Annotated in this window: 24 protein-coding genes, 1 other RNA gene and 1 riboswitch; of the genes, 13 read left to right on the plus strand and 12 right to left on the minus strand. The window is 41.3% G+C overall.

The window, feature by feature from the left end; all coding sequences use genetic code 11:
- Positions 1-83 precede the first annotated feature (83 nt).
- The 3 genes from GT674_RS04195 to dut all read right to left on the minus strand — a co-directional run bounded on the left by GT674_RS04195 (position 84) and on the right by dut (position 2,051).
- A complete protein-coding gene (locus GT674_RS04195; protein WP_161284573.1) occupies positions 84-1,319 on the minus strand; it encodes a tyrosine-type recombinase/integrase in 1,236 nt (411 codons plus the stop codon).
- A 78-nt stretch (positions 1,320-1,397) separates the two neighbouring features.
- The gene (locus GT674_RS04200) at positions 1,398-1,580 is read right to left on the minus strand and encodes an excisionase (protein WP_161284574.1); all 183 of its coding nucleotides are present in this window, start codon (positions 1,578-1,580) and stop codon (positions 1,398-1,400) included.
- An 18-nt stretch (positions 1,581-1,598) separates the two neighbouring features.
- Complete coding sequence (dut, locus tag GT674_RS04205) at positions 1,599-2,051, minus strand: dUTP diphosphatase (RefSeq protein WP_161284575.1); 453 nt, start codon at positions 2,049-2,051, stop codon at positions 1,599-1,601.
- Between the two features lie 319 nt (positions 2,052-2,370).
- Between dut and GT674_RS04215 the strand changes: the two genes are divergently transcribed.
- From GT674_RS04215 to GT674_RS04260, 10 genes are all read left to right on the plus strand, one after another.
- On the plus strand, positions 2,371-3,009 hold the full coding sequence (locus GT674_RS04215) for a tail fiber domain-containing protein (protein ID WP_161284576.1): 639 nt from the start codon (positions 2,371-2,373) through the stop codon (positions 3,007-3,009).
- Between the two features lie 15 nt (positions 3,010-3,024).
- Positions 3,025-3,957: a hypothetical protein gene (locus GT674_RS04220; RefSeq protein ID WP_161284577.1), complete on the plus strand. Its 933-nt coding sequence runs from the start codon at positions 3,025-3,027 to the stop codon at positions 3,955-3,957.
- Between the two features lie 207 nt (positions 3,958-4,164).
- On the plus strand, positions 4,165-4,437 hold the full coding sequence (locus tag GT674_RS04225) for a hypothetical protein (protein WP_161284578.1): 273 nt from the start codon (positions 4,165-4,167) through the stop codon (positions 4,435-4,437).
- A 14-nt stretch (positions 4,438-4,451) separates the two neighbouring features.
- Positions 4,452-5,006 carry a hypothetical protein gene (locus GT674_RS04230; RefSeq protein ID WP_161284579.1) on the plus strand — a complete coding sequence of 185 codons (555 nt, stop codon included), beginning with the start codon at positions 4,452-4,454 and terminating at the stop codon, positions 5,004-5,006.
- A 70-nt stretch (positions 5,007-5,076) separates the two neighbouring features.
- Positions 5,077-5,523 (plus strand): putative ABC transporter permease, encoded by a 447-nt coding sequence (locus GT674_RS04235; protein ID WP_330585462.1) that lies wholly within the window; start codon positions 5,077-5,079, stop codon positions 5,521-5,523.
- Entirely contained in the window at positions 5,520-5,966 is a 447-nt protein-coding gene (locus tag GT674_RS04240) for a hypothetical protein (RefSeq protein ID WP_161284580.1), read from the plus strand. The genes GT674_RS04235 and GT674_RS04240 overlap by 4 nt, the downstream gene beginning before the upstream one ends.
- 6 nt (positions 5,967-5,972) lie before the next feature.
- On the plus strand, positions 5,973-6,368 hold the full coding sequence (locus tag GT674_RS04245) for a hypothetical protein (protein ID WP_161284581.1): 396 nt from the start codon (positions 5,973-5,975) through the stop codon (positions 6,366-6,368).
- A gap of 65 nt (positions 6,369-6,433) precedes the next feature.
- Positions 6,434-8,038 (plus strand): phage tail tip lysozyme, encoded by a 1,605-nt coding sequence (locus tag GT674_RS04250; protein ID WP_161284582.1) that lies wholly within the window; start codon positions 6,434-6,436, stop codon positions 8,036-8,038.
- 63 nt (positions 8,039-8,101) lie between these two features.
- A complete protein-coding gene (locus tag GT674_RS04255; RefSeq protein WP_161284583.1) occupies positions 8,102-8,617 on the plus strand; it encodes a hypothetical protein in 516 nt (171 codons plus the stop codon).
- A 17-nt stretch (positions 8,618-8,634) separates the two neighbouring features.
- Entirely contained in the window at positions 8,635-8,919 is a 285-nt protein-coding gene (locus GT674_RS04260) for a hypothetical protein (protein ID WP_161284584.1), read from the plus strand.
- A gap of 331 nt (positions 8,920-9,250) precedes the next feature.
- On the opposite strand, the gene GT674_RS04265 is transcribed toward GT674_RS04260, so the two are convergent.
- The 8 genes from GT674_RS04265 to GT674_RS04300 all read right to left on the minus strand — a co-directional run bounded on the left by GT674_RS04265 (position 9,251) and on the right by GT674_RS04300 (position 18,180).
- Complete coding sequence (locus GT674_RS04265; protein ID WP_161284585.1) at positions 9,251-10,783, minus strand: sensor histidine kinase; 1,533 nt, start codon at positions 10,781-10,783, stop codon at positions 9,251-9,253.
- Positions 10,780-11,463, minus strand: coding sequence for a response regulator transcription factor (locus GT674_RS04270; RefSeq protein WP_161284586.1), 684 nt, complete (start codon positions 11,461-11,463; stop codon positions 10,780-10,782). Before GT674_RS04270 ends, GT674_RS04265 begins: the two co-directional genes overlap by 4 nt.
- Before the next feature lie 259 nt (positions 11,464-11,722).
- Positions 11,723-13,378: an EAL domain-containing protein gene (locus GT674_RS04275; RefSeq protein ID WP_161284587.1), complete on the minus strand. Its 1,656-nt coding sequence runs from the start codon at positions 13,376-13,378 to the stop codon at positions 11,723-11,725.
- 414 nt (positions 13,379-13,792) lie between these two features.
- Positions 13,793-14,215 (minus strand): flavodoxin, encoded by a 423-nt coding sequence (locus GT674_RS04280; protein WP_161284588.1) that lies wholly within the window; start codon positions 14,213-14,215, stop codon positions 13,793-13,795.
- Between the two features lie 33 nt (positions 14,216-14,248).
- Positions 14,249-14,800 (minus strand): DUF3793 family protein, encoded by a 552-nt coding sequence (locus tag GT674_RS04285; RefSeq protein WP_161284589.1) that lies wholly within the window; start codon positions 14,798-14,800, stop codon positions 14,249-14,251.
- A 225-nt stretch (positions 14,801-15,025) separates the two neighbouring features.
- Entirely contained in the window at positions 15,026-17,098 is a 2,073-nt protein-coding gene (locus GT674_RS04290; protein ID WP_161284590.1) for a heavy metal translocating P-type ATPase, read from the minus strand.
- 50 nt (positions 17,099-17,148) lie between these two features.
- Positions 17,149-17,484 carry a DUF6110 family protein gene (locus tag GT674_RS04295; RefSeq protein WP_161284591.1) on the minus strand — a complete coding sequence of 112 codons (336 nt, stop codon included), beginning with the start codon at positions 17,482-17,484 and terminating at the stop codon, positions 17,149-17,151.
- Between the two features lie 213 nt (positions 17,485-17,697).
- The gene (locus GT674_RS04300) at positions 17,698-18,180 is read right to left on the minus strand and encodes a transcriptional repressor (RefSeq protein ID WP_161284592.1); all 483 of its coding nucleotides are present in this window, start codon (positions 18,178-18,180) and stop codon (positions 17,698-17,700) included.
- 239 nt (positions 18,181-18,419) lie between these two features.
- On the opposite strand from GT674_RS04300, the gene ssrA reads away from it, so the two are divergent.
- Positions 18,420-18,768: a transfer-messenger RNA gene (ssrA, locus tag GT674_RS04305) on the plus strand.
- A 170-nt stretch (positions 18,769-18,938) separates the two neighbouring features.
- Positions 18,939-19,025, minus strand: a riboswitch (cyclic di-GMP riboswitch).
- A 47-nt stretch (positions 19,026-19,072) separates the two neighbouring features.
- Here ssrA and GT674_RS04310 read toward each other — a convergent pair.
- On the minus strand, positions 19,073-19,390 hold the full coding sequence (locus GT674_RS04310; protein ID WP_161284593.1) for a hypothetical protein: 318 nt from the start codon (positions 19,388-19,390) through the stop codon (positions 19,073-19,075).
- 311 nt (positions 19,391-19,701) lie between these two features.
- On the opposite strand from GT674_RS04310, the gene putP reads away from it, so the two are divergent.
- Together putP and GT674_RS04320 are read left to right on the plus strand one after the other, a co-directional pair.
- Positions 19,702-21,240: a sodium/proline symporter PutP gene (gene putP / locus GT674_RS04315; RefSeq protein WP_161284594.1), complete on the plus strand. Its 1,539-nt coding sequence runs from the start codon at positions 19,702-19,704 to the stop codon at positions 21,238-21,240.
- 367 nt (positions 21,241-21,607) lie between these two features.
- Positions 21,608-22,939, plus strand: coding sequence for an IS4 family transposase (locus tag GT674_RS04320; RefSeq protein ID WP_118584333.1), 1,332 nt, complete (start codon positions 21,608-21,610; stop codon positions 22,937-22,939).
- Positions 22,940-23,219: the final 280 nt, after the last annotated feature.

Genomic DNA, 23,219 nt, shown 5'->3' on the forward strand with positions numbered 1-23,219 from the left:
TTTCGTTACATTTTATTCCATACTAATACATCTCGTTTAACATTATAATTCGTAAATAATTCGTACACGAAAAATCTTACGAATTAACCGATTGAGTTTGCTATGATATTGATCTCATTTACTTGAATATGAGAAGGTCTTGCATCTACATAATGATTCATCGTGGTTCTGACGTTACCATGACCCAATATAGATTGCAGAGTCTTTAATGGTAGCCCTTGCATATTAGTAGCAAATGTGTGCCTACATATATGTGGTTCAAACTTACGGATAGGAGTATCAGGGTTAGCAAGATTATATCTCTTAATACAATTTTGAAGATACTCTTCTACATGCGCCCTAACAATCGTTCTACGACTCCTTGTAGCCAGAAATACGAACCCATCGTATGAATTTCCTCTCTCGTCATAACACATGGGTTCGATATCTCCCTTTAGATACCTATTATCAAGAACTGACTGAAAACAATTATATACCCCATCTGTCATTGGTATATATCTTACGCCATTCGATGTCTTTGTGGTTGTTACAACGTGTTTATGATTAATGCATTGCAACTGTTTTTCGACTTTAATAACATGGTTTTCCATATCTATATTATCTAATGTAAGACCACATAGCTCAGAGGCTCTCAAGCCAGTCCAAAACAGTATATAAATCATGTCGTAACAGTGTTTGCTGTGTGAATCATTCTTGCAGAAATCCAGGAAGTTGTTCATTTCATCGACCGGTATCGCTACCATCGGTTTACTATCGCTTCTATCTGTCGTAATTCGTCTGAAAGGATTTTTGGCTATATAATCATAATCAATCGCATATTCAAACGAACGCTTAATCAAACTAATTTGACTTTGTATAGAAGAGCCTCTGTATTTCTTCTTCATATCAGCAAGCCATTCCTCACAGTGTTCTGGCTTAATCTTACCAACTTCCATATATCCAAGTTTGTACTGCTTTAATGTATTGACAGTTACATTGTATCCAACTTTTGTATTATGACTTAACTCTTTGCGGTTGTAAAGATGCTCTAAATATCTATTTACTACCTCAAGAAGAGTTAATTTTGAACCATCTATATCAATATCATTTGAAAGAAGCGCATTAATTTCCTCTTCTTTCTCTCGCAGGCTCTTTCCTGATTTCTTTCCTTTAGGTACTTGGTCGGTTGGTTCTAATCTGTATGAACTAACTACTCTATTTTTACCAAATCCATCCTTATATCGATATTCATATCTCTTTGTTTTTGGATTATAGTATTCATTTTCTCTGAGTGTTTTTCTTACAGGTTTATTTTTTTCTTTTGCTGTCTTGTTTGCCATTCGTTAGCCCTCCATATTAAAGAGCCTCGAATATGACCACATAAGCAATTCTATCATATTCAAAACTCTTTGTCGATATTATATCTGTTCAGCTTTGCTTATGTATTCTTCAAAGGGTTTGCGTTTTACTTTTATGACACGACCGACAGTAAGATGATATATGCAATTATAATCATCTTTCATTATTTCTCGTAACCTATGCTGACCAATTCCAAATAATTGAGATGCTTCTGCTATGGAAAGTAAAATCTTTTCCTGCACTTTATTACCTCCTACTTGTTATTTTCCGAGTCCCGTGCTTCCGAACCCTCCCGCACCTCTATCTGTATCAGACAGTTTACTGACTTCATGTAGCTTAACATCAATATACGGCATAATAACCAGCTGAGCAATACGATCACCATGATGAATTGTTTCGCATTTATCAGAATCATTGTATAGTGCAACAATTACCTCACCACGGTAATCTGAATCTACGACTCCCACACAGTTAGATGGGCGCAATCCTCGTTTAGTAGCAAGTCCACTTCGTGCAAATACAGCGCCAAAACATCCTGCCGGAATTTCAGTTGCAACGCCAGTACCAATTTTGACAGTAGCGCCAGCCGGGATGTCAATCGCACCTCTTGGAATATATGCATACAAATCAAGACCCGCTGCATATTCAGATCCTTTTGTAGGTACGATAGAGTCATTATTTAATTTCTTTATATTCATATCTGCTGTTGTCATTATTTTCTCTCCTATTTATATAATTGATATTTTTTACTAATCTTGTGAGCAACCTCATCGTCTAACGGACAAAACCACATGCCAGTGAGTGTCGTGCCGTTATCCTCTTCCGGCTCAAGTTCTGTAAGACACTTATCATAGATGCATCCATAATCAATGTCTTCAACAAGTCCCAATTCCTCGGCAATAGTTTTTGCTTTAAGTAACTGGTTCTTATTCTTTGCTTCACATACTGTCTTTGTAAATGATCCGCATACATAGTCTGCATGATATCAAACTTACCATCAGAGATAAAGCTGGGAAAGAAGCCGTCGCCACTATGACATTATCAAACGGCTTCGCAACAATGGACTATAAGGCTGGTGGTGATGGTATTGCTTTCGGTAAAACAGCCAATCGTGCCGGAATCGATTGTGCTATGTTGATGCGTATTCTCAAAGGTGTTCAGTTAATGAACGAAACAACATCAGGAGGTTATGGATGTGCTGACTGGTACTACAACAACAATGGTACTCAGCAAAAGAATGGTTCCATTTATGCCGCATCAGATGGTGTCCATGTGAAGGCTCAAACAGGAAAGGGCTTCCTTGATGGAACATGGAGTGGAAGTCTATCAGACAGACGTATGAAACGTGATATTGAACCAATAGCAAGAAATATCATTCAAGCTGTTGGAGAAGTCCGATTCGTACAGTTCAGAATGTCAGCACCAGATTATGACCACGAGGAATTGTGTGTCGGAATACTGGCGCAAGATTTACGAAATGCATTTGCTAGGCATGGAGTTGAAGATAAACTCCTGATGCTTGGCACACGAAAATTAAATCCCGACGATGAAAATGAGTATTACTGCATTGAGTATACTCATTTTTTATTGGTCAGATTGCTATACGACGAACTGCAAATGCAGGATTTCAATGACCGTATAGAAAAACTAGAAAAGAAATTAGGTATATAAGAGGAGGAATATACTATGGCAAATACAACAAGAATTAAAGACCTTTCCGCTGTTACTTCTGTTGCTGATACTGATGTACTCCCAGTTGACGGTGCGAATGGTACTAAGGGTGTGACTTTCGGAAATCTCTCCACTGCCGTCCTTAATAAGCTGACAAGCAAAACATACGGTCTGGATCAGGGTACAAAATCTCTTCCAGCCGCAATTAATGAACTGTACACAAACGCAGCAAGAAACAATGCAGGCGGTCATAACTCCATTTTCAGAGGTAAGAACTTAGGTACTTCCTATACTTCTGCTATGTCAAAAGCTATTCAGAGTGGTACATTTGATGACCTGTTCGTAGGTGACTACCTGACAATCAACGGTACTGTATATCGAGTTGCCGGGTTCAATCTTGGAAAACAGATTGGAGATAATACATCTATGGGTAATAGCATGTGTCTCGTACCTGACTCTGCACTGTACAATGCTCAGATGCATAACACAGACAGCGGTCAGTATACAGAAGGCGCTGCCGCAAATACCACAACTGGTGCTTATGCTAATTCTGACATGAGAACTGCTAACCTCGCACAGGCTACTCAGAAAATTGTGAGTGACTTCGGTTCTTCTCACGTAATGTCCTATAGAGATATCTTGCCAAATGCAACAGCTGATGGACAGGCTTCTGGATGGGCTTGGTACGACTGTAAGGTTGAGCTGATGTCTGAGACGATGGTATACGGAACAAAAGTATGGGCTAATAGCGGCTATGAGGTCGGATGTATCAACTCTCAGTTCCCACTGTTCGCTCTTGCCCCTGAGTACATTCACCGTCGCTTCAACTATTGGCTTCGTGGTGTGAGGTCTGCGACTAGCTTCTGTTTTGTGGACGCCAGCGGCTTTGCGAGCAACCTCGGCGCGTCTGGTTCTTTTGGCGTTCGTCCGTTTTTCTTCGTTAATTAATATTGACAAGAAACACAATGCAAAGAATTGTTGATATGAGACGTAAGCTCAAAGCATTGAATAGAAAGGTACAAAGAGGTGAGCGCACGCAGGAAGAAGTCGAGAATATGTTTCGATCCTGGATGGGCGGTCATGCGCACCTAATGAGTAAGATACAACGTGATAACTTAAATCTTCTTTACTACGACTTATTTGGAGGTTTTATAGATGGAAAATACTATTTACAATATTATCCTCGCAAACGGAACAGAGATTCACGCTACACTGAATGGCAACAACTACATCACAGATGATGAAGTTAATATTGAGATTCTGTCTGATGACAATTTATCCAGTGTAAATATCGGCGGTGTTGATTATAAAGATATGACCTGCACAAATATTTGGAGCGAGGACGGTCATACTCGATTTATCATCCGCGAAATGACAGAAGCAGAAAAAATGAAACAGTGCATCATTGAACTGAGTGCATTACTTTAAGAGGAGGGTATTATATGATTCAGTTAATCAATTTTTGGACAGACCTTGTTTACAATGGTGAGAAGGAATTTGATGCAGTGCCAGACAAAATCAAGGGTGCTGTCATGAAGCAGCTTGTCAAATCCGGTGTTGTAACAAACGACAATATCGAAGATGTAAAGTCTGCTAAAATTGCAGAAATGAGTGTGGCTTGTAACGAAGTCATCACACAGGGATTTGACATCACTCTGTCTGATAAGAAATCTCATCACTTCAGCCTTGAAGTTGCAGATCAGCTGAAAATTTCTAAGCTGAATGACAGAGCCAATGCTGGTATCACGGTTCTCCCGTATCATGCAGATGGCGAGTCCTGTAAATTCTACACAAAAGATGAAGTAGTAGCTCTGAATACAGCAATGGAGAACTGCATTGAATTCCAGACTACATACTTTAACTCTCTGAGAGACTATATCGAGAGTATGACTGATATCAATGATATTTGTGCTGTAGAGTACGGTGCTGATATCCCAGAGGCTTATCAGTCCGAAGTTCTGAAGATGCTGTATTCTCAGGCAAACGCAGAGGCTTAACATATCACGCTAATTAAATAATATGCACTGAGTCGGTATATCCGGCTCTTTGCATTTATACGGAGGTTATATGATGAAAAAGGCTCTATCATTATGCCTTAAATATCTGTCGCTGTTTGCTGTGATGGGGTCTATTTACTACATGATTGAAATCGTGTGGAGAGGATATAGCCATATCAGCATGTTTATTCTAGCAGGCGTATGCGGCGTATGCATTGGACTTATTAATGAAGTCTTATCAATGGATACACCGATCTGGCTGCAGGCAATCATTGGGTCGTGTATTGTAACAATCGGAGAATTTGTATCTGGATGTATTTTGAATCTATGGCTCGGACTTGGTATCTGGGACTATTCAAATATGCCATTTAATATTCTCGGTCAGATTTGTCTACCATTCTCTCTTTTGTGGGTGGTGTTATCTGCATGTGCGATTGTGATTGATGACTATGAGCGATACTGGTTTTTTGGAGAAGAAAAGCCATATTATCGATGGAATTTTAAGGAGAAGAAATGAACGATTTAACTACAGTATTAAGACAACGAATTTTGATTGTATATTCTGACATCGAATGGAGAGACGAGATGTTCAGTAAGGTTCTGGATGCATATCCGCATGACATGATTAACAAGATGATTAAATCACGTTGTGGCTGCTGGATTGAATTGAAAGATGGAACAATGATTCGATTCGTCTACGCAAGCGATGCGGCTCGCGGCATTAGAGCAAATAAGATTATTGCTCAGCCGGGTATTGATGAAACCTTTTTATATACCGTATTTAGACGAATGCTGATAAGCGATTCTGATGCTCTACTCGGCATCGTAGCGTCACTCGCACCTGTTATCTTTGGATACTATAGTAAGTCCAGAGCCGAAAATACAGAAGGTGGCATAGTCTACGAAACTGCTATGAAAGAACAGGAAGCAATAATCAATTCGGAATCAGGAAAGGGGTAATGGATTATGGAAGGCTTACAGAAATTTTTACAGCTTCTGAATGACAACTGGACAAGTATTCTCGTATGCATTGGTCTTGTCATCGGCATCGTGAAGAAAACTCAGGATTATATGTCCAAGAGTCAGGATGAAAAGATTGAAATCGCAAAGAAACAGATTCAGACAACTATTCTGAAAATGATTAGTGATGCAGAGGTTGATTGGCAGGAATGGAGCAAAGCAGGCTCTATCAAACGTGCTCAGGTAATCAAGCAGATCTATGAAGAATATCCTATTCTCTCTAAAGTCGTAGATCAGAAAGCTCTGATCGAATGGATTGATGAGCAGATTGATTCTGCATTAGATACTCTGCGTGAAATTGTAAAAACAAATGCAACATCTACTAGCAAAGACGGGAATTAAATCCCGTCTTTCTTGTTAGTTATTCATGCTAATTAAATTATTTACGAAAGGGGATTGATTTCTCTATGGCATTAAAAGGAACGACAAATGAAGAACGCATCTGGAACTTTTGTATTGGCAAAGGAATGAGCAAATGCGGAGCCGCAGGTCTTATGGGAAACATCTACGCAGAAAGCGGATTAGTCCCTACCAACCTGCAAAATTCATTTGAAAAGAAACTCGGATATACCGATGCAGCTTACACAGCAGCAGTCGATAACGGATCATACAAAAATTTTGTACGAGACAGTGCTGGATATGGTCTGTGCCAGTGGACTTATTGGAGCAGAAAACAGGCATTACTTGCATTCTGCCAGTCTAAAGGCACATCTATTGGCGATCTGGAGATGCAGCTTGAGTTCATGTACAAGGAACTGAGTGAAAACTACGGTACTGTGATTTCCGAACTGCGTAGCGCAACTTCTGTTCTTCAAGCATCCAATGCTGTGCTCTTAAAGTATGAACGTCCTGCTGACCAGAGTTCTGCCGTACAGAGACGCAGAGCATCTTACGGTCAGGTATATTATGACAAATTTGCTTCAAAAGCAACTAAACCAGAAGGAGGTAAAACTATGGGTTACACAAATAGTTCACTTGTAGATTGTGTGGTAAAGAGTCCGAACCACAGTGGCAGACGTACTCACTCCATTGATAGATTAACACCGCATTGCGTTGTTGGACAGCTTTCTGCTGAATCAATCGGAAGTTGTTTTACAAGCTCATCTGTACAAGCAAGCTGTAACTATGGTATCGGCAAGGATGGACGAGTTGTGTTATGTGTTGATGAAGCCAACCGGAGTTGGTGTTCATCTAGCAACGCAAACGACCAGAGAGCCATTACTATTGAATGTGCCAGCGGTATGAAAGAGCCTTACGAAATGAATAATACCGTATATGAAAAGCTGATTAAGCTTTGCGCTGATATCTGTCGTAGAAACGGTAAAACTAAAGTAGTTTGGAAGGGTAGCAAATCTGCTTCTCTTGCATACGAACCAAAGAGCAATGAGATGGTGCTGACTGCTCATCGCTTCTTTGCGAATAAGAGCTGTCCTGGCGATTGGCTTTATTCGAGATATAGCGATTTAGCTAATCGTATCAATGCATTACTCGGAAGCGGAACCACAGCATCAGGAGGAAACTCTAATGACTCTACAAACACTTCTGCACCATCAAAACCGAATACAAACTTCCCAAAGGTACCATTTACAGTCAACGTGATTGTGTCTGATTTGAATATCAGAAAAGCACCTAATGGAGATATTGTCGGGAAAACCGGAAAGGGTGTATTTACAATTACATCTGTGAAGAATGGCTGGGGAAAGCTTAAATCTGGTGCTGGATGGATTTATCTTGCAAATGCGGATTATTGTACGATTGGCTCATCTGTATCTGGTACATCTTCAAAACCATCTACAAACGTATCAAAAGTACCGTATAAGGTTCGTGTCGATGCAAGTGATCTTAGAATTCGGTCTGGCGCTGGCACAAACTATCCGACTACTGGTGAATATACCGGAAAGGGAACTTTCACTATTATCGAGGAAAAAGCAGGAACTGGCTCTACTAAGGGTTGGGGAAAATTGAAATCCGGAGCCGGATGGATTTCTCTTGATTACTGCGTAAAACTGTAATCTATGTTTGGGCGGTAAATTCCGCCCTTATGTGTTTCCGGCATGTAACTTTTGGAGGGAAATATGGAAAAATTACTTACAAACTATTCTCCCACAGATATTATCATGTACACAGTAATCCTGTGTCTTGCTGTTAAGGGAGTAGTGTCTTTTATCGACTGGGCTTGTGATCGTGTCCGCAAATACTATGATAAAGACCATGACGAACGAGAAGAGATTGACACGATTAAAGAAGATGTAGATGAACTGAAGGAAGCTAAAGAAGATACGAATAATTCTGTAGACAAAATCAATGACAGTATTGCTATGCTGATTGAGTCTGACAAGGAAAGTATCAAGGCTTATGTAACAGAACGTCATCATTTCTTCGTATATGAGCATGGATGGATTGATGACTACTCTATGGAATGCTTAGAGCGTAGATTCTTAATCTATCAGCATGAGCATGGTAACTCATTTGTAGAAGGTCTTATGGACGAAATACGTGCGTTGCCTAAACAGCCACCGGAACAGTATAAACACAAATTTGATGGTACTGCTACATACGTGAAAAACGCAAAAGCAAAGACAAAGCATTAAACAGGAGGTGCTTGAGAATGTATAGAATTATGATTGCTCAGGCTAAGCGAGATAATTACGAAACGCTGTATAAATATTTGACAACAAATATTGATGGCGAGGTAATTCCGCTTGAACTCGGTTCCAAAGAAGCTTTGGATAAAAGAGTTGAAAAGATGCTCAATGAAGAAGGATATGCTAAGAGTGACTTCATTATCGTAAGAGTCGTTGACTATACGATTGATGCTACTGCATACACCAATACAGACGTCAACGCTGACACTTCTAATATCGATGTGACGCTGTTGAGAGCAGAAAAATAATATGTAAGAAAATGTGAGTGTGTATATAAATATAGGCAGATTGGTAAATAAAAACCAGTCTGCCTTCTTTTTCTATATGACATATTCGAGACACTATAATTCGTAAATAATTCGTAAAAGTAATAAAAGTGCTAAAGATTTTCTTGTTATTAAATGATAATCAGTGTGTTATAAAAAATAATTGCTATCGTAATCAATAATACCTATCATTCGCGTCTCACATCCTGTCTTTTTTCATATAACACAGTTCTCCAAAAAGCAACTGTCATGTAAGCAAGTATACAGCAAAAAGAAGCAGATGCAAAGTAATTTCTTTACATCCGCTCCTTTTTTAATCATTTTTGCGGTCCAGTGTGAACCAGAATTCGACTCCGTTATCATAATTCTGCACACCATACTGCTGATGCAGACTTTCCATGATCGCTTTTACGATGGAAAGTCCGATTCCGCTTCCACCATATTCCCTGGTCCTTGCCTTATCTACCTTGTAAAATTTATTCCACAGTTTCGGAATATCCTCCTCCGGGATCGGAGTTCCTGTATTAAATACCGTTACCCGGACACGGTCATCCTCAGGCAGCACACGGATTTCAATTTCCCTCTCGCCATTCAAGTGATTCAGTGCATTGCTGGTATAATTCGTCACAACTTCTTCAATCTTGAACTCATCTGCCCAGACATATACCGGATCCGATGCTTCAAAATTCACTTTTGCCTCTTTTTGCTGGATCATGATATCCATAGACTGGAGGACTCCCCGAATCAGACTTACAATATCAAATCTCTCCATGGTCACCTCATCCCGGCCGGATTCCAGCTGATTCAGTGTCAGCAGGTTCTTGACAAGCTTGTTCATCTTGGCCGCTTCATCCATGATCACATCACAATAAAATTCTCTGCTCTCCGGATCATCAGAGATATTTTCTTTAAGGCCTTCCGCATATCCCTGCACCAGTGCGATCGGCGTCTTAAGCTCATGAGAAACATTATTCAAAAACTCCTGACGCATCCTGTCAATCTTTTCCTTATTTTCGATGTCCTTAAGGAGCTGATTGTTCGCTGATTTAAGCTCTGAGATTGTCTTTTCCAGCTGTTCGGACATTCTGTTGAAGTTCTCTCCAAGCTCATCAATCTCATTACCTGCCTGGCTGTGATACTTTGCATCAAAATCCAGTTCACTCATCTTGGTAGAAAGCCGCGTCAGTTCACTGATAGGCTTTGTGATACGCTTCGTGACCACCCAGATCATCAGTCCGCTCAGAGCAATGATCACAAGACCCACGTAGAAATAAAAACTGTTGGAGATTGCAACACTCTCACGAATACTCTCCAGCGGGGTACGGATCAGAAAATAGCATCCATTTCCCAGTTCTCCCCAGCTTTCTACATACTCCATTCCCGCAAAGCGGTCACTTACCTGCTGGATCACATAGCTGTCATACTTCTGAAGGACTTTTTCCTTACCTTTCTTCCGGTCCAGATCGTAAATATATCCTACCAGCCGGGCCTCCAGCAGATCCTCATTGCTTCCGACAGCACATATCGTCTGACCATCCGCTGTGATCATCACCCAGGTAAGATTATTCTCAGAGCAGTCCTTAAATATCTGATCTGAGATTTCTGCACTGCTGTTTCCGTCCGAGTCCGTTACTACATCAAGACTTTCCAGATTTTGCACCGCATCTCTCAGAACTTCTGTTTTCCTGCTGATATAATAATGTTCCAGAAACAGTCCATTGATCAGTGTTATGACGATCATAGAAAGAAGAAGCAGTCCGATAAACAGGACTGCTATCTGTCGGCGAAGCGGATGAAATTTCCTGGTCTTGTGCTTCTTAGCTGAATCTTCGTGTAAACATTTCATGATTCATCCACCTCAAATTTATAACCCATTCCCCAGACTGTCTTGATATATTCTCCCTTCGCACCCATCTTACTTCTCAGTTTCTTGACATGCGTATCAATAGTTCTGGCATCTCCAAAATAATCATAATTCCATACGGAATTCAGAATTTTCTCCCTGGAAAGAGCAATTCCCTGATTCTCAAGGAAATATGTCAGGAGTTCAAATTCCTTAAAGCTCAGTTCCATAGGCGCCCCGTCAACAGTCGCCTGATGTGCGGCCTTATCGATCACAATTCCACCGGCTGACAGAACATCATTTCCTGCATCCTGTCCTGTTCTTCGAAGAATGGCCTCCACTCTCGCAACCAGAATCTTCGGGCTAAACGGTTTCGAGATGTATTCATCCACTCCAAGGTCAAATCCCAGGAGTTCATCCCTCTCATCCCCACGTGCTGTCAGCATGATGATCGGCACCTTGGAATTCTTACGGATCTCCCTGCATACTTCCCAGCCGTCCATTTTCGGCATCATAACATCCAGAAGTATAAGGGCAATATCCTTTTCTTCATAAAAAATGTCCATTGCTTCTTCGCCGTCACCGGCCTCCAGAACCTGGAAATTCTTTTTTTCGAGAAAGTCTCTCACCAGCTTTCTCATACGGCTTTCATCATCTACTATAAGAATTTTCGGGGCTTCCATCTCTGATTCCTCCAATCAAATTTTCTTGTCACTGCTCACAATGACCGCTTTGTTACTGTTCACTCCGTTCACAGTAACTTGGTCAAAATGCATTCCAAATCACCTTCGGTGATAGCATTTTGCCCCGTATGTCTCGGGATTTTGCCATATTCATGGCAAAACACCTCGCGGGATATTACCTGTAAACAGTTACACCGCTTCCTCTATCGTTCATATGCTGTTATCTTATCAGAGATTTATGTTTGTTTTGTGAACATTTTCAGGAATTCTGATCCAGTTTTTCCGAAAACTCATCTTTTTTCAACGGTCTGTAGAAATAATATCCCTGAATGTAATCGCAGCCATGGTTTCTGAGGAATTCTACCTGTTCCTTTGTTTCTGCACCCTCTGCCACGGTTTTGGCGTCCAGTGCGTGTGCTGTCTCTATGATCAGTGGAATCAGCCTTCTTGTCCTTGAATTCATCTCAATCTCTCTCGTAAAAGACATATCGATCTTGAGGATATCAAAGGAAAACCTCTGAAGCATGTTGAAAGAGGAATATCCACTTCCGAAATCATCCAGAAGAATCCATGCTCCTTTTTTCTTGATCTTGTTCAGAACCTTACCGACATTCTCCTCCAGTGCCGCATAGGAGGTTTCTGTGATCTCAAACCGGATCAGTTCCGACGGAAACTCCGGATGTTCGAGAAAATCGACGATTTCATCGATCAGTGCCTCATCATAAAAATCCATCCATGAAAGATTCATGGAGACCGGAACAACCTCCAGCCCTTTCTCATATCTGCCCGAGATATAGGAACGCACCTTCTGAAAAACATAACGGTCAAGTTTGGAAACAGAGCCATCCTCCTCCAGTTTCAGTACAAATATACCAGGAGAAATAAATCCCTTCTTTGGATGTATCCAACGAACCAATGCCTCTGCTGACATAATCCTGCCTGTAACAGGATCTACAATCGGCTGATAATACACTTCCAGTTCTTCATTTATGATTGCTTCTTCGAATGCAGCTGCGATTTCCGCCTTATCAATATATTCCATCTCCATCTTCTGATCGAACACTGCATATGGCTTAAGGTATTCATCTACAATGTGCTGCTTTGCGAGCTTAGCCCGGTCGACCATCCCTGCCACGGGCATATTCTCATCCTTCAGATAAAAAATGCCACAGCAACTGTGCACACGAATCTTCTTATTGTAAATTTCAAAAGTCTGATTACAAAACTCTTCCAGCTTCTTCAGAGAGATCCTGTCACGCTCCACAAAACTCACGAAATGATCTGCTTCTACCCTTGCTGTATAAACAGGATGCAAAAAAGACCTCTCTATACTCTTGCAGAAACTTTGAAGGATGCAGTCTCCCTCCTTTACACCAAGAAGTTCATTTGTTGCTTTAAAGTTCTTAATGTTAAAGTACAGGATTCCATATCTGGTTCTGTCCTCGCAATGATTCAGGAATCTTTCTACCATATAGACGAATCCCCGGCGATTATAGGCTCTGGTGAGATAATCTCTGTATTCCTTCTCATGAGTGGCGATCGCATTCTCGATACGGTGATTCAGTATGCTTGTAACAAAAGGAAGTCTGAAACAGTCACAGGCCCCAAGTCTGTATGCTCTCTTAACATCTGCAGTCAGACTTGCAATCACAGCGATCACAGCAAACTCATCCAGCCACTTCTTCTCTCCCATAATCCTGAGGAGTTCGTATCCATCAATGTCCGGCATCTCCAGCTTCAGAAGCACCAGTTCCAGATTCCAATGTTCCTTTTCAAGGATTTCCAGAGCCTCACGACCATTTCCTGCCAGTTTTATCTCATAGATTTCCCCCAAAATATCATTCAACATTTCTCTGTTGATCTCTGAATTGTCTATTACCAGGATTCTGGCACGCTGCTGATATATTCTGCTCATTCTGTAAATTCCTTCTCATAAAATACTGTATATTAATCGTTACTGTTCACTCCGCTCACAGCAGCGTTGGCAAAATCCCTTGCGGAATATTACCTGTGAACAGTTACCACTATTCTGCTGTACAGTATAATATAAGATCTGTTTTATTGCAATATACGAAATTTACTGTTCATCCTTTTATAAAAGCAAAAATGCTGCCTCAGAAAACCATCTGTTACTGTTCACTCCGTTCGCAGTAACTTGGTCAAAATCCATTCCATATCACCTTCGGTGATGGGATTTTGCCCCGTATGTCTCGGGATTTTGTCATATACATGACAAAACACCTCGCGGGATATTACCTGTGAACAGTTACAGCTATCTTCATAAAAGATAATGGTTTCTGACGGCAGCATCTTTCATTTATTCTTTCATTTATGCCAGAGCTTTTCCCAGTTCTTTGCATTTTTCTACTGCTTCATCGTCTGGCTCTTCCTGGCAGATTACACCATCTGAGACAAGAAGTGCTCCATCTTCTCTGCATTTATCTTCCCAGTTGTGCATCCATTCTCCATCTCCCCAGCCATAGGATCCAAAAAGCCCGATCTTTTTGCCGGAAAGCTTTGCCTCACAGGAACTGAACATCGGCTCAAACTCATCCTCTTCCAGAACCTCATCACCCATAGCCGGGCATCCAAAAGCAATCGCATCAAATCCATCCACTTTTGCTGCATCAAAATCAGCTGTCTCGAATACAGACACTTCTGCACCTGCTGCTTTTGCACCATCTGCCACTGCATTGGCCATGCTTTCTGTATTTCCTGTAGAACTCCAGTATACAACTGCTACTTTACTCATATTCTTTTTACCTTGTCCTTTCTTGGTCCTTGATCATGCTGCCACCGTAAGCTGGAGAATGCTTCTGCCATCCGCAAATAATCTCTGATAGATTTCTGAACACTTCTTCAGCTTCTGAAAAGTCATCCGGCTCTTATGCTCATCTCCATAAACCTTCCAGATTCCACAGCACTTGTAATTTTTTCCCTTCTGTTCAATAAATCCTGCCACATCATCCAGCGGATAACCCAGAAACAGTCCCACCTCATGCGGAAAACATTCATACTGAAAAAAGCGCTCCTGAAGCTTTCGAAGACAGCAGTCTGTCTCCCCACATTCATATCCACAGGTCTGAAGAATACTCTCTGCCCCTTTCCTGTTCAGATCAGCTTCCAGTCTGTTTTTTCGATAGACATATATCAAAGCCCTCTTCTCACCTGTCCGAAGTATTTCCACATAGACACCTTTACTATTCAGCTTACAGTTTTCTTCCTGTATCTCCTGATGCAGTTTTTCCATATCATCCGGCAGATAATTAAACATATTTGCCGTCTTTATCCCTGCAAGCGTCGGAGCGCAGTGCGCAACAATATCTGATTCTAACATTTGGTTACCCCCATTTCGCTCATGATGCATCCTGCAGGAGAAAGAAATTTCCGGCTTTCACCGTTTATACGCAGGAATATCGTTAGTTCTAACTAACCCATGTTTTAAAAGTTACGCATATGTCTCCATATGCGTAATCTTTACTCCGTCGTTAGTATTAACTAACTACTAGGATAGTACTATATTTTTCCTGCACTGTCAATAGTTTTTTGCGTTTAACTTTTTTCAAATTACCGATTTCATGGAATCCATACCAATCAGTAAAGTAGATGTATTATGAAGAAGCGCAGAAGTCGTTGGCTGGATCACACCTGTCACACCAAGTGCGATCAGTGTTCCGTTGATTCCCACAATGCGTCTGTAGTTTCTGTGTATCTTTGCCATCAGTCCGTTACTGATTTCTTTGAGGGTAACCATTACAGAGAGATCGTCTGCCCCTATCGTGATATCTGCGATTTCTCTTGCAAGTTCTGCTCCGTCACTGATCGCAATGCCCACATCAGCAGCCGAAAGTGCAGGAGAATCATTGATTCCATCCCCGACCATAATCACTTTATGTCCATTCTTTCTGGCTTCCTCAATAAATCTTGCTTTATCTTCTGGAAGTACTTCAGAATAGTATTCATCAACACCAACCTTTGACGCGATAGCCCTGGCTGTGCGGTCACTGTCACCTGTCATCATGACAATCTGTTTAAATCCTGCTTCACGCAGTTTCCGGATCACACCAGGTGCCTCCGCACGAAGCGGATCCTCAATACAGATAACAGCCGCCAGTTCTCCTTCGATGCCAAGATACAGCTGTGAATATTCAGGTGGAAGCTCTGCAAATTTTTCTTCCATTCCATCCGGGATTTTGCATTTCTCATCTTCAAACACAAAATGATGGCTTCCGATAACAGCCTTTCTTCCATCTATCGTTGTAGAAATACCATGTGCCACAATATATTCTACCTTCGAATGCATTTCTTCATGAGTCAGACCTCGGTTTCTGGCCGCATCCATGACAGCCTTTGCCATAGAATGCGGAAAATGCTCTTCCATGCAGGCAGCAAGACGAAGAAGATCATCTCCTGAATCTCCGTTAAAGGAGACAACATCTACAACTGTCGGCTGTGCCTTTGTCAGAGTTCCTGTCTTATCAAACACAATCGTATCCGCTTCTGCAACTGCTTCCAGGAATTTGCCTCCCTTGACGGTGATCTTGTGTGCGTTCGCTTCACGTATTGCCGCAAGAACAGAAATCGGCATTGCAAGCTTCAGTGCACAGGAGAAATCCACCATAAGAATGGATAATGCCCTGGTCACATTCCTGGTAAGCAGATATGTAAGTCCTGTTCCGGCAAGTGTGTATGGAACCAGGCTGTCTGCAAGATGTTCTGCTTTACTTTCCACTGCTGATTTCAGTTTCTCGGTTTCTTCGATCATTGTAACAATCTTTTCAAACTTGGTGGAACCTGTCGTTTCTTTGACGCAGATAGTAATCTCGCCTTCCTCGACAACTGTTCCTGCATATGCATAACTCGATTCCCGTTTTGCAACCGGCATGGACTCTCCCGTAAGAGATGCCTGATTGACCATTCCCTCTCCGGCCGTGACAACGCCGTCAAATGGAATCACTGTTCCCATACGGATCCTGACCTCGTCTCCCGGTCTGATACGATCTGAATTTACAAGCACTTCTCCTTCTTCTGTCACAAGCCATACTTTACTTACATTCAAAGACATACTTCTTGCAAGATCATCTACGGATTTCTTATGTGTCCAGTCTTCCAGGATTTCTCCAAATCCAAGCAGGAACATGACAGAAGATGCTGTTGCAAAATCACCGCGGAAAATGGATACTCCAATTGCTGTCGCATCAAGAACCGAAACTTCTATCTTTCGTCTGGCAAGTGTACGGACACCTTTCCAGATATATTTTACAGAACGTAGCGTAGTAAGCACTGTCCTTATCGGCATCGGAAGAAAAAGCTTCTTTCCATAATGGATCACAACATGATTTACCATTTTTTCCCAGTATTCACTGTTCATCTCCCGCCCGGAGTTCTGAAGATAGCTTTCCGGTGCCTCCGCATGACTGTAAGAAAACCTCTGCACAGCTTTCAGAATTTCTGTCTTGTCTCCATCATAACAGATCACGGCATCCTGATTGCGTTCTGCCACTTTTGCCGTGATCACGCCTTCAAGCCCTCTGAGAAAGTACTCCAGCTGATCTGCCTGACGGCAGGTCATTCTTTTTTGGCAGAGATGAATCCTCATCCTGCCTCTGATCTGATGTTCTATTTTGAATTTCATATCATCTTTCCTCCCGCAATGATCTTCATCACCACAGGTATTCCTGTTTTTTATTCTTCTGCTGTTTCTTCTGCTGTTTCTTCTGTTGTTTCTTCTGTTGTTTCTTCTGTCTCTTCTACGGTTTCTTCCTCTGCGGCATCCTCAAAGATTTCTTCTGCGGCAGCGCGGTCCTCATTGATCTGCTTAGCCTCAGCATAGATATCCTCTGCATTTTCCTGAACCTTGGATACTGTCTTCATGACACAGTCCTTTGCACGAAGAACTGCTGCTGTACAATTCGTATAAAGTTTCTTTGCATCTTTACTGGAAAGCACTTTAATACCCGCTGTTCCAAATACCACTCCTGCTGCAAAAAGTCCGCTGTGTTTTGTGTTAAGTTTGATCATTATCTTAAACCTCCTGTAAGTTATTTTTTGTTTCAATCATTTGCTGCATCTGCCAGAACATTGAAATCCGCTTCCATATTTTGACATTAATGACATTATATTCTTCCTTCTTCAAAAGTCCAGAACAATTTACTTCCCTGAGAAATTTTCTCATTAATGTGTAAAAATATAAGCTTTTACACTGTATCCTTTCAAAATTTCTGTGAAGAGCGGTTACTCACCACGCTCCACAGAAATGCTCCTTACCCGTCTGTTATTCAGGTAACCGCAGGATTCCATTCCTCTTTCAATCACCTGGCGCAGCTTCTCTCCATCCAGACGAACGTTGGTATGATCATCCAGTCTGATACTGCAGATATTTACCATAGTTTCTTCATCGCAGATGCGATAGGCACGTTTTCTCTTAAGTGCTCCCATCTCCTCCAGAAGATTGATCATCCGGTAAATTGTAGCCATTCCAATATTTGGATCTTTCCTGGCTGCCAGAAAATAAATCTCCTTACAACAGGTACATTCTTCCTGTAAAATGATGTCCAATATGATTTTTCTCTGCTTTGTAATTCTGCAGCCGGCCTGACGAAGTTTGTTCATAATCGCACTTCTCTGCATATTACTCCGCTGGTATTGCTGATCACGGCAGGAATTCCTATCAGAATCCAATGTATCATTAAATATGGTCTCTCTCAGTGCTTCCATTGTGTTCACTCCCGTCCGTTCAGTTAGTTTATTGAAACTATTGTAAGTTTATACCATCTAACCCATTTCTGTCAAGACTAACCTTTCAGACTCTTTATATTTTTATTTCAGAAAAAACTGCTGTTTTCCTTGACAAGCAGAATGCTTATTGCATATAATAAAGAACAGTTAAAACAAAGCATCGTCTGTTTACCAGTATTTTTCAGAAGATTCTTACAGATCTTATGACCAAACGTTTGGGGCTTGTACTGGTTTCGACGGGGGCTTCGAAGTTGAGGCAGCCATCCGCAGACTCCTGAACTGCGTATCAATCGGGAAACTAAATATAAACGCAGACGAACAGTACGCGTTAGCAGCCTAAGCGCTGCTCATCAGCCCTGATGCACTCACACATCAGGAATCTGGTGTCGACTATGTGAGAAACCTTGTCGGGTAAGCTTTGCCCCGGCAGATGTATCATGAAGCTACTAAAGCAGTAAGCCTGTCGGTGGGCGTACTGCCAAGGGAATGTTAAATCAGCGACTGTGATGGGAGATACCGCAAGGGACAGGCTTTCGGACAGGGGTTCGATTCCCCTCAGGTCCATTTATGGAACATCTTAAAAGGGCTCACAGATAATCATTTCATCTGATCATCTGTGAGCCCTTAACCTATGTATAATCGTCATTTATTTGTGAATTGTCTGTAACTGTTTATAGTCGTTTCATTACTGATTGTTTATCTTTTGCTTGATTTTAAAAGATCTATAATTATCCTGTAGTTGCAACTGGCTGTCATACATTGTTTTTTGCTTAGACCCTATAGTTTTGCGTCACCGGATTTCCCCGGCTATGCCTTTTGAAATATAAAATAAATATACTCTTTTATTGCATAAAGGATATTGTTTTATTAATTATTCCACATTCATGCTCAGTGTCTCCTGACTATTCAGGGCACCTATGTTTTTGAGAAGTGAAATCGCATCTCCCATACCTTTAATATAAGAAAGATCTGCATATCTTTCACTCTTTGATTCCATGCAGGCAATATAGTCATCTATCACCCTTCGAAACATATATGGAATCTTCATACTGGCGTATCTTTCTTCCAGTTCCTTAAGATCCTCTATATCCTGCCGGATATATTCATCAGATTCAATTATCTTTTCTCTCCTTTCTCCCAGCATTTTTTCGATGTAATTTACAATTACAACTTCTGTCTTTTTTTCCAATTTTCCATCCTCCGTTTGTGCAATACTATAGGTTTCATATTTATTCTAAGAAGAATCTCCTCTTTCGTCAACCACATTCGTCAGACAATTAATGAAAAAATTCGACAGATTTTTTGGCATTTTGTTTCACTTTCCCCATTGTTTCTGCGGCTTTTTCGGCACTTTTTTCATCAATTATTTTTTTTTAAAAAAGAAGTTTTCTTTACCCAAAAATTTCTTTACTTTTAAAAGGTTTTCTAATAATATTGTATGTATGTGCATATTAACAGATGCATATTTATGCATCTTAACTTCAGAAGGGAGAGGAACTTATGACAACAGCACACATCTGTATCATGCTTGCAATCATTGTCTATCTTGGTGCAATGCTCTTTGTCGGATATCTGTGTTCCAAAAAAAACAACGATACTTCAGATTTCTATCTGGGTGGTCGAAAACTTGGGCCGCTGGTAACTGCAATGAGTGCAGAAGCCTCTGACATGAGCAGCTGGCTCTTAATGGGTCTTCCCGGTCTCGCATATCTTTCCGGCATCGCAGACGCCGGCTGGACCGCAATCGGACTCGCAATCGGTACATACCTTAACTGGAAAATCGTGGCAAAAAAAATTCGCCTCTATACACATGTGGCAGGAAACTCTATCACTTTACCATCCTTTTTCAGCAATCGTTTCAGAGACGAGCGCAGGATTCTGCAGTCGATCGGAGCTATTTTTATAGTGATCTTCTTTATTCCATACACAGCCTCTGGTTTTGCTGCATGCGGAAAGCTTTTTGCAAGTTTATTCGGAGTAAATTATCTTACTGCCATGATCATCAGCGCAGTGATCATTGTAGCATATACTACTCTCGGAGGATTCCTTGCAGCGTCCACTACGGACTTTATCCAGAGCATTATCATGTCCATTGCTCTGATCATTGTTTTCTGTTTCGGTATCTCTGTGGCAGGTGGTCCTGACGCAGTCATCAGCCACGCAAAATCTCTGCCGGGCTATCTTACCATGATGACCACTTACAACCCTGAAACAGGCACAGAAGCAGCTTATCCGCTCATCAACATCGTTTCCATGCTGGCATGGGGACTGGGCTATTTTGGTATGCCCCATATTCTCCTTCGCTTTATGGCAATCGAAGATGAAAAGAAGCTTTCTCTGTCCAGAAGAGTCGCAACTACCTGGGTTGTGATTTCCCTCGCTGTTGCTGTTCTGATCGGTGTGATCGGTCTCGGTATGACAGAGGCAGGAAGTCTTGAGATGCTTCAGGGTTCTAACTCTGAGACTATTATCGTCAAAATCGCCGATCTTTTAAGTACTTACGGTGTTCTTCCGGCACTGCTCGGCGGTACGATCCTTGCAGGAATTCTGGCATCCACAATGTCCACAGCAGACTCCCAGCTTCTGGCTGCTTCTTCTGCTGTTTCTTCTGACCTCCTTGGCAGTATCCTGAAGAAGAAAAAAAGACAGGAAACGATGCTGACAGACCGTGTTACCCTGCTTCTGATCGCAGTGATCGCAGTCATCATTGCCCGTAATCCGGACAGTTCTGTGTTTAATATCGTGTCCTTTGCCTGGGCTGGTTTTGGCGCTGTCTTCGGACCGGTCGTACTTTTCGCACTGTTCTGGCGCCGCACCAACTGGCAGGGAGCACTCGCAGGTATGGTTTCCGGCGGTGTTATGGTGTTCGTATGGAAATATCTGGTTCGTCCAAATGTTTCCTTCCTTAATTTCTATGAACTCCTTCCGGCCTTCCTTATCTCCAGTGTGATGATCATCCTTGTAAGCATTATTACCAGAGCTCCATCCACAGAGATTACAGATGAATTTGATCTGGTCCGGAAAAAAATGGCTGAATAAGCTTCCGGCATTTGTTTAACGACAAAAAAGGAGCTGTCGGTAAATAACGTTTTTTAGAGCTGACAGCACCAAACAAAAATATCCTGGCAGTTACAGAGCTTTCTGGCTCTGCAACTTGTTCAGGATATTTTTATTTTGATAAATACTTTCTGTTTTTGGCCGCAAAAAATCCTTGTTTGGATTTTTTCAGCCGCATTTTTTTCTAGGCAGTTTTTCCTTCAAATTTTCTCAGTTTTTCGTATAAAAAACGATGATATTTAAGTTAGCAACCACCAGTTCAACTCAACATCATAAACTTAAGGAAAAAATGGAAAGGAATCTGTTCGCAGGTTCCTTTCATTGTGTTAAAATATAGGCAGGGGTGTATATGATTAAATCTTATAAAACAAGATTTCAAAAGTTTTCTGCATTATTATCTGATCCGGAAATTGCAAAATATGCGAGACAGAATGGAAACCATGCTTTTTCGAGAAAGCGAAAAATGCCCCTAAAAGACATGTTGCTATGCTGTCTTTCAAAAAAGGGGCTTACCACGACATTTGAACTTAGAAACTATTTCAAAGAAAAAGGAGACTTGTCTATGCAGTTATCTGTCCAGGGATATCTACAACAGAGAAAACGTCTAAATCCGGAAATTTTTCCCTATCTGAACCGTAAATATCTTATGGATTTTTATCGTTCTGACGAACCCAGACTGTGGAAAGGATATTTGTTAATCGCGATTGACGGGAGCAAGGCGGAAGTTCCAAACTCAAAGGATAACAGGGAAGCATTTGGAAACAGCGGCAACCAGCATTCCGGGAAAGGGCAGGTACGGGCACTGGTAAGCGGAATGTATGATGTTTTGAATCATTTTTACCTGGATATTGAAATTGAACATATTTGCATCAGTGAAAACGAACTGGCAAAAAGAAACTTAAAACAATTAAAAAAATTTGGAATCAGGAAGCCGGTTGTCGCAGTTTTTGACCGCGGTTATCCTTCCTTAGAGTTTATTGACTTTCTGGAAACGGAAGGGATTCATTATCTGATCCGTCTTTCATCCAACGATTATATGGCAGAACGTAAACGGATGCAGTCGGCAGATGAAAAAGTCATTTTAAAACATTCATCTGCACGCCTACAAAAAATACGAAAAAAACATCCGGAACGATATGAACAGATGCAAAAGAAAGGGAGCACGCTGGTAAGAATATCAAAATCGACTCTTCCCTCCGGGAATGAACTTGCGCTGATGACAGATCTTCCGGATACAATTACCGCAGAAGAATTAGCGGATTTATATTACCAAAGATGGGAAATTGAGAAGAAATACAATACTCTAAAAAACAAAATGAAATTTGAAAGTGTAACAGGGAAAGCCACAGTATATGTGCACCAGGATTTTTGGGCGCAGGTTTTAGTATATAACATGGTTCAGGACATTCGGAACAGTGCGGACGAAGAGGCCGCAGCAGCAGGACGGGAAAACAGGAATAAATATCCCATGCATACCAATGAAAATGTAGCCATCGGTCTTTTCAAAGAGACTATGCTAAAAATCCTTTTGGAACCGGAGGAAAAGAAGCGGATCAAAAAACTTGGAGAACTACAGGAAGAAATGGAGCGCTATGTACTTCCCATAAGGGAACTACCTGGAAAAGAGCGTAGAAAAAACATCTCAAATAAATATAAAAACAATCAAAAGAGTAGCTTTTAAAATGCCCATTCTCCGTTTAAAGGGAGATTATGGGCATTTTAAGTTGTTAAAGTATACAGAAGGAGCTCTGTGAAGATTTCTCTTCGTTTTAATCTGCCCTTTTGAAATGAGTTTTTAGCAGGATAATATAAATGTGTAATATCTAATCTTAAGTTTATGATGTTGAGTTCAACTGGTGGTTTATCCCTGGCCCTCCAAAGGGCCATTGTTACTGCTCGCCCCAAAGGGCGGTATCGCAAGCACTTTTACTGGCCCGCTATAAAGCGGTACTACTGGAATC

Source organism: Blautia sp. BIOML-A1 (assembly GCF_009883055.1).
In the GTDB taxonomy this organism is placed as follows: Bacteria; Bacillota; Clostridia; order Lachnospirales; family Lachnospiraceae; genus Blautia_A.

What these genes read in the sequence shown, in the direction of transcription:
- GT674_RS04290 (WP_161284590.1), bottom strand. Translation starts at nt 17,098, where the DNA reads ATGAAATTCAAAATAGAACATCAGATCAGAGGCAGGATGAGGATTCAT.
- GT674_RS04195 (WP_161284573.1), bottom strand. Translation starts at nt 1,319, where the DNA reads ATGGCAAACAAGACAGCAAAAGAAAAAAATAAACCTGTAAGAAAAACA.
- GT674_RS04225 (WP_161284578.1), top strand. Translation starts at nt 4,165, where the DNA reads ATGGAAAATACTATTTACAATATTATCCTCGCAAACGGAACAGAGATT.
- GT674_RS04260 (WP_161284584.1), top strand. Translation starts at nt 8,635, where the DNA reads ATGTATAGAATTATGATTGCTCAGGCTAAGCGAGATAATTACGAAACG.
- GT674_RS04245 (WP_161284581.1), top strand. Translation starts at nt 5,973, where the DNA reads ATGGAAGGCTTACAGAAATTTTTACAGCTTCTGAATGACAACTGGACA.
- dut (WP_161284575.1), bottom strand. Translation starts at nt 2,051, where the DNA reads ATGACAACAGCAGATATGAATATAAAGAAATTAAATAATGACTCTATC.
- GT674_RS04255 (WP_161284583.1), top strand. Translation starts at nt 8,102, where the DNA reads ATGGAAAAATTACTTACAAACTATTCTCCCACAGATATTATCATGTAC.
- GT674_RS04300 (WP_161284592.1), bottom strand. Translation starts at nt 18,180, where the DNA reads ATGGAAGCACTGAGAGAGACCATATTTAATGATACATTGGATTCTGAT.
- GT674_RS04280 (WP_161284588.1), bottom strand. Translation starts at nt 14,215, where the DNA reads ATGAGTAAAGTAGCAGTTGTATACTGGAGTTCTACAGGAAATACAGAA.
- GT674_RS04240 (WP_161284580.1), top strand. Translation starts at nt 5,520, where the DNA reads ATGAACGATTTAACTACAGTATTAAGACAACGAATTTTGATTGTATAT.
- putP (WP_161284594.1), top strand. Translation starts at nt 19,702, where the DNA reads ATGACAACAGCACACATCTGTATCATGCTTGCAATCATTGTCTATCTT.
- GT674_RS04295 (WP_161284591.1), bottom strand. Translation starts at nt 17,484, where the DNA reads ATGATCAAACTTAACACAAAACACAGCGGACTTTTTGCAGCAGGAGTG.
- GT674_RS04235 (WP_330585462.1), top strand. Translation starts at nt 5,077, where the DNA reads ATGATGAAAAAGGCTCTATCATTATGCCTTAAATATCTGTCGCTGTTT.
- GT674_RS04320 (WP_118584333.1), top strand. Translation starts at nt 21,608, where the DNA reads ATGATTAAATCTTATAAAACAAGATTTCAAAAGTTTTCTGCATTATTA.
- GT674_RS04270 (WP_161284586.1), bottom strand. Translation starts at nt 11,463, where the DNA reads ATGGAAGCCCCGAAAATTCTTATAGTAGATGATGAAAGCCGTATGAGA.
- GT674_RS04285 (WP_161284589.1), bottom strand. Translation starts at nt 14,800, where the DNA reads ATGTTAGAATCAGATATTGTTGCGCACTGCGCTCCGACGCTTGCAGGG.
- GT674_RS04215 (WP_161284576.1), top strand. Translation starts at nt 2,371, where the DNA reads ATGACATTATCAAACGGCTTCGCAACAATGGACTATAAGGCTGGTGGT.
- GT674_RS04250 (WP_161284582.1), top strand. Translation starts at nt 6,434, where the DNA reads ATGGCATTAAAAGGAACGACAAATGAAGAACGCATCTGGAACTTTTGT.
- GT674_RS04220 (WP_161284577.1), top strand. Translation starts at nt 3,025, where the DNA reads ATGGCAAATACAACAAGAATTAAAGACCTTTCCGCTGTTACTTCTGTT.
- GT674_RS04265 (WP_161284585.1), bottom strand. Translation starts at nt 10,783, where the DNA reads ATGAAATGTTTACACGAAGATTCAGCTAAGAAGCACAAGACCAGGAAA.
- GT674_RS04230 (WP_161284579.1), top strand. Translation starts at nt 4,452, where the DNA reads ATGATTCAGTTAATCAATTTTTGGACAGACCTTGTTTACAATGGTGAG.
- GT674_RS04275 (WP_161284587.1), bottom strand. Translation starts at nt 13,378, where the DNA reads ATGAGCAGAATATATCAGCAGCGTGCCAGAATCCTGGTAATAGACAAT.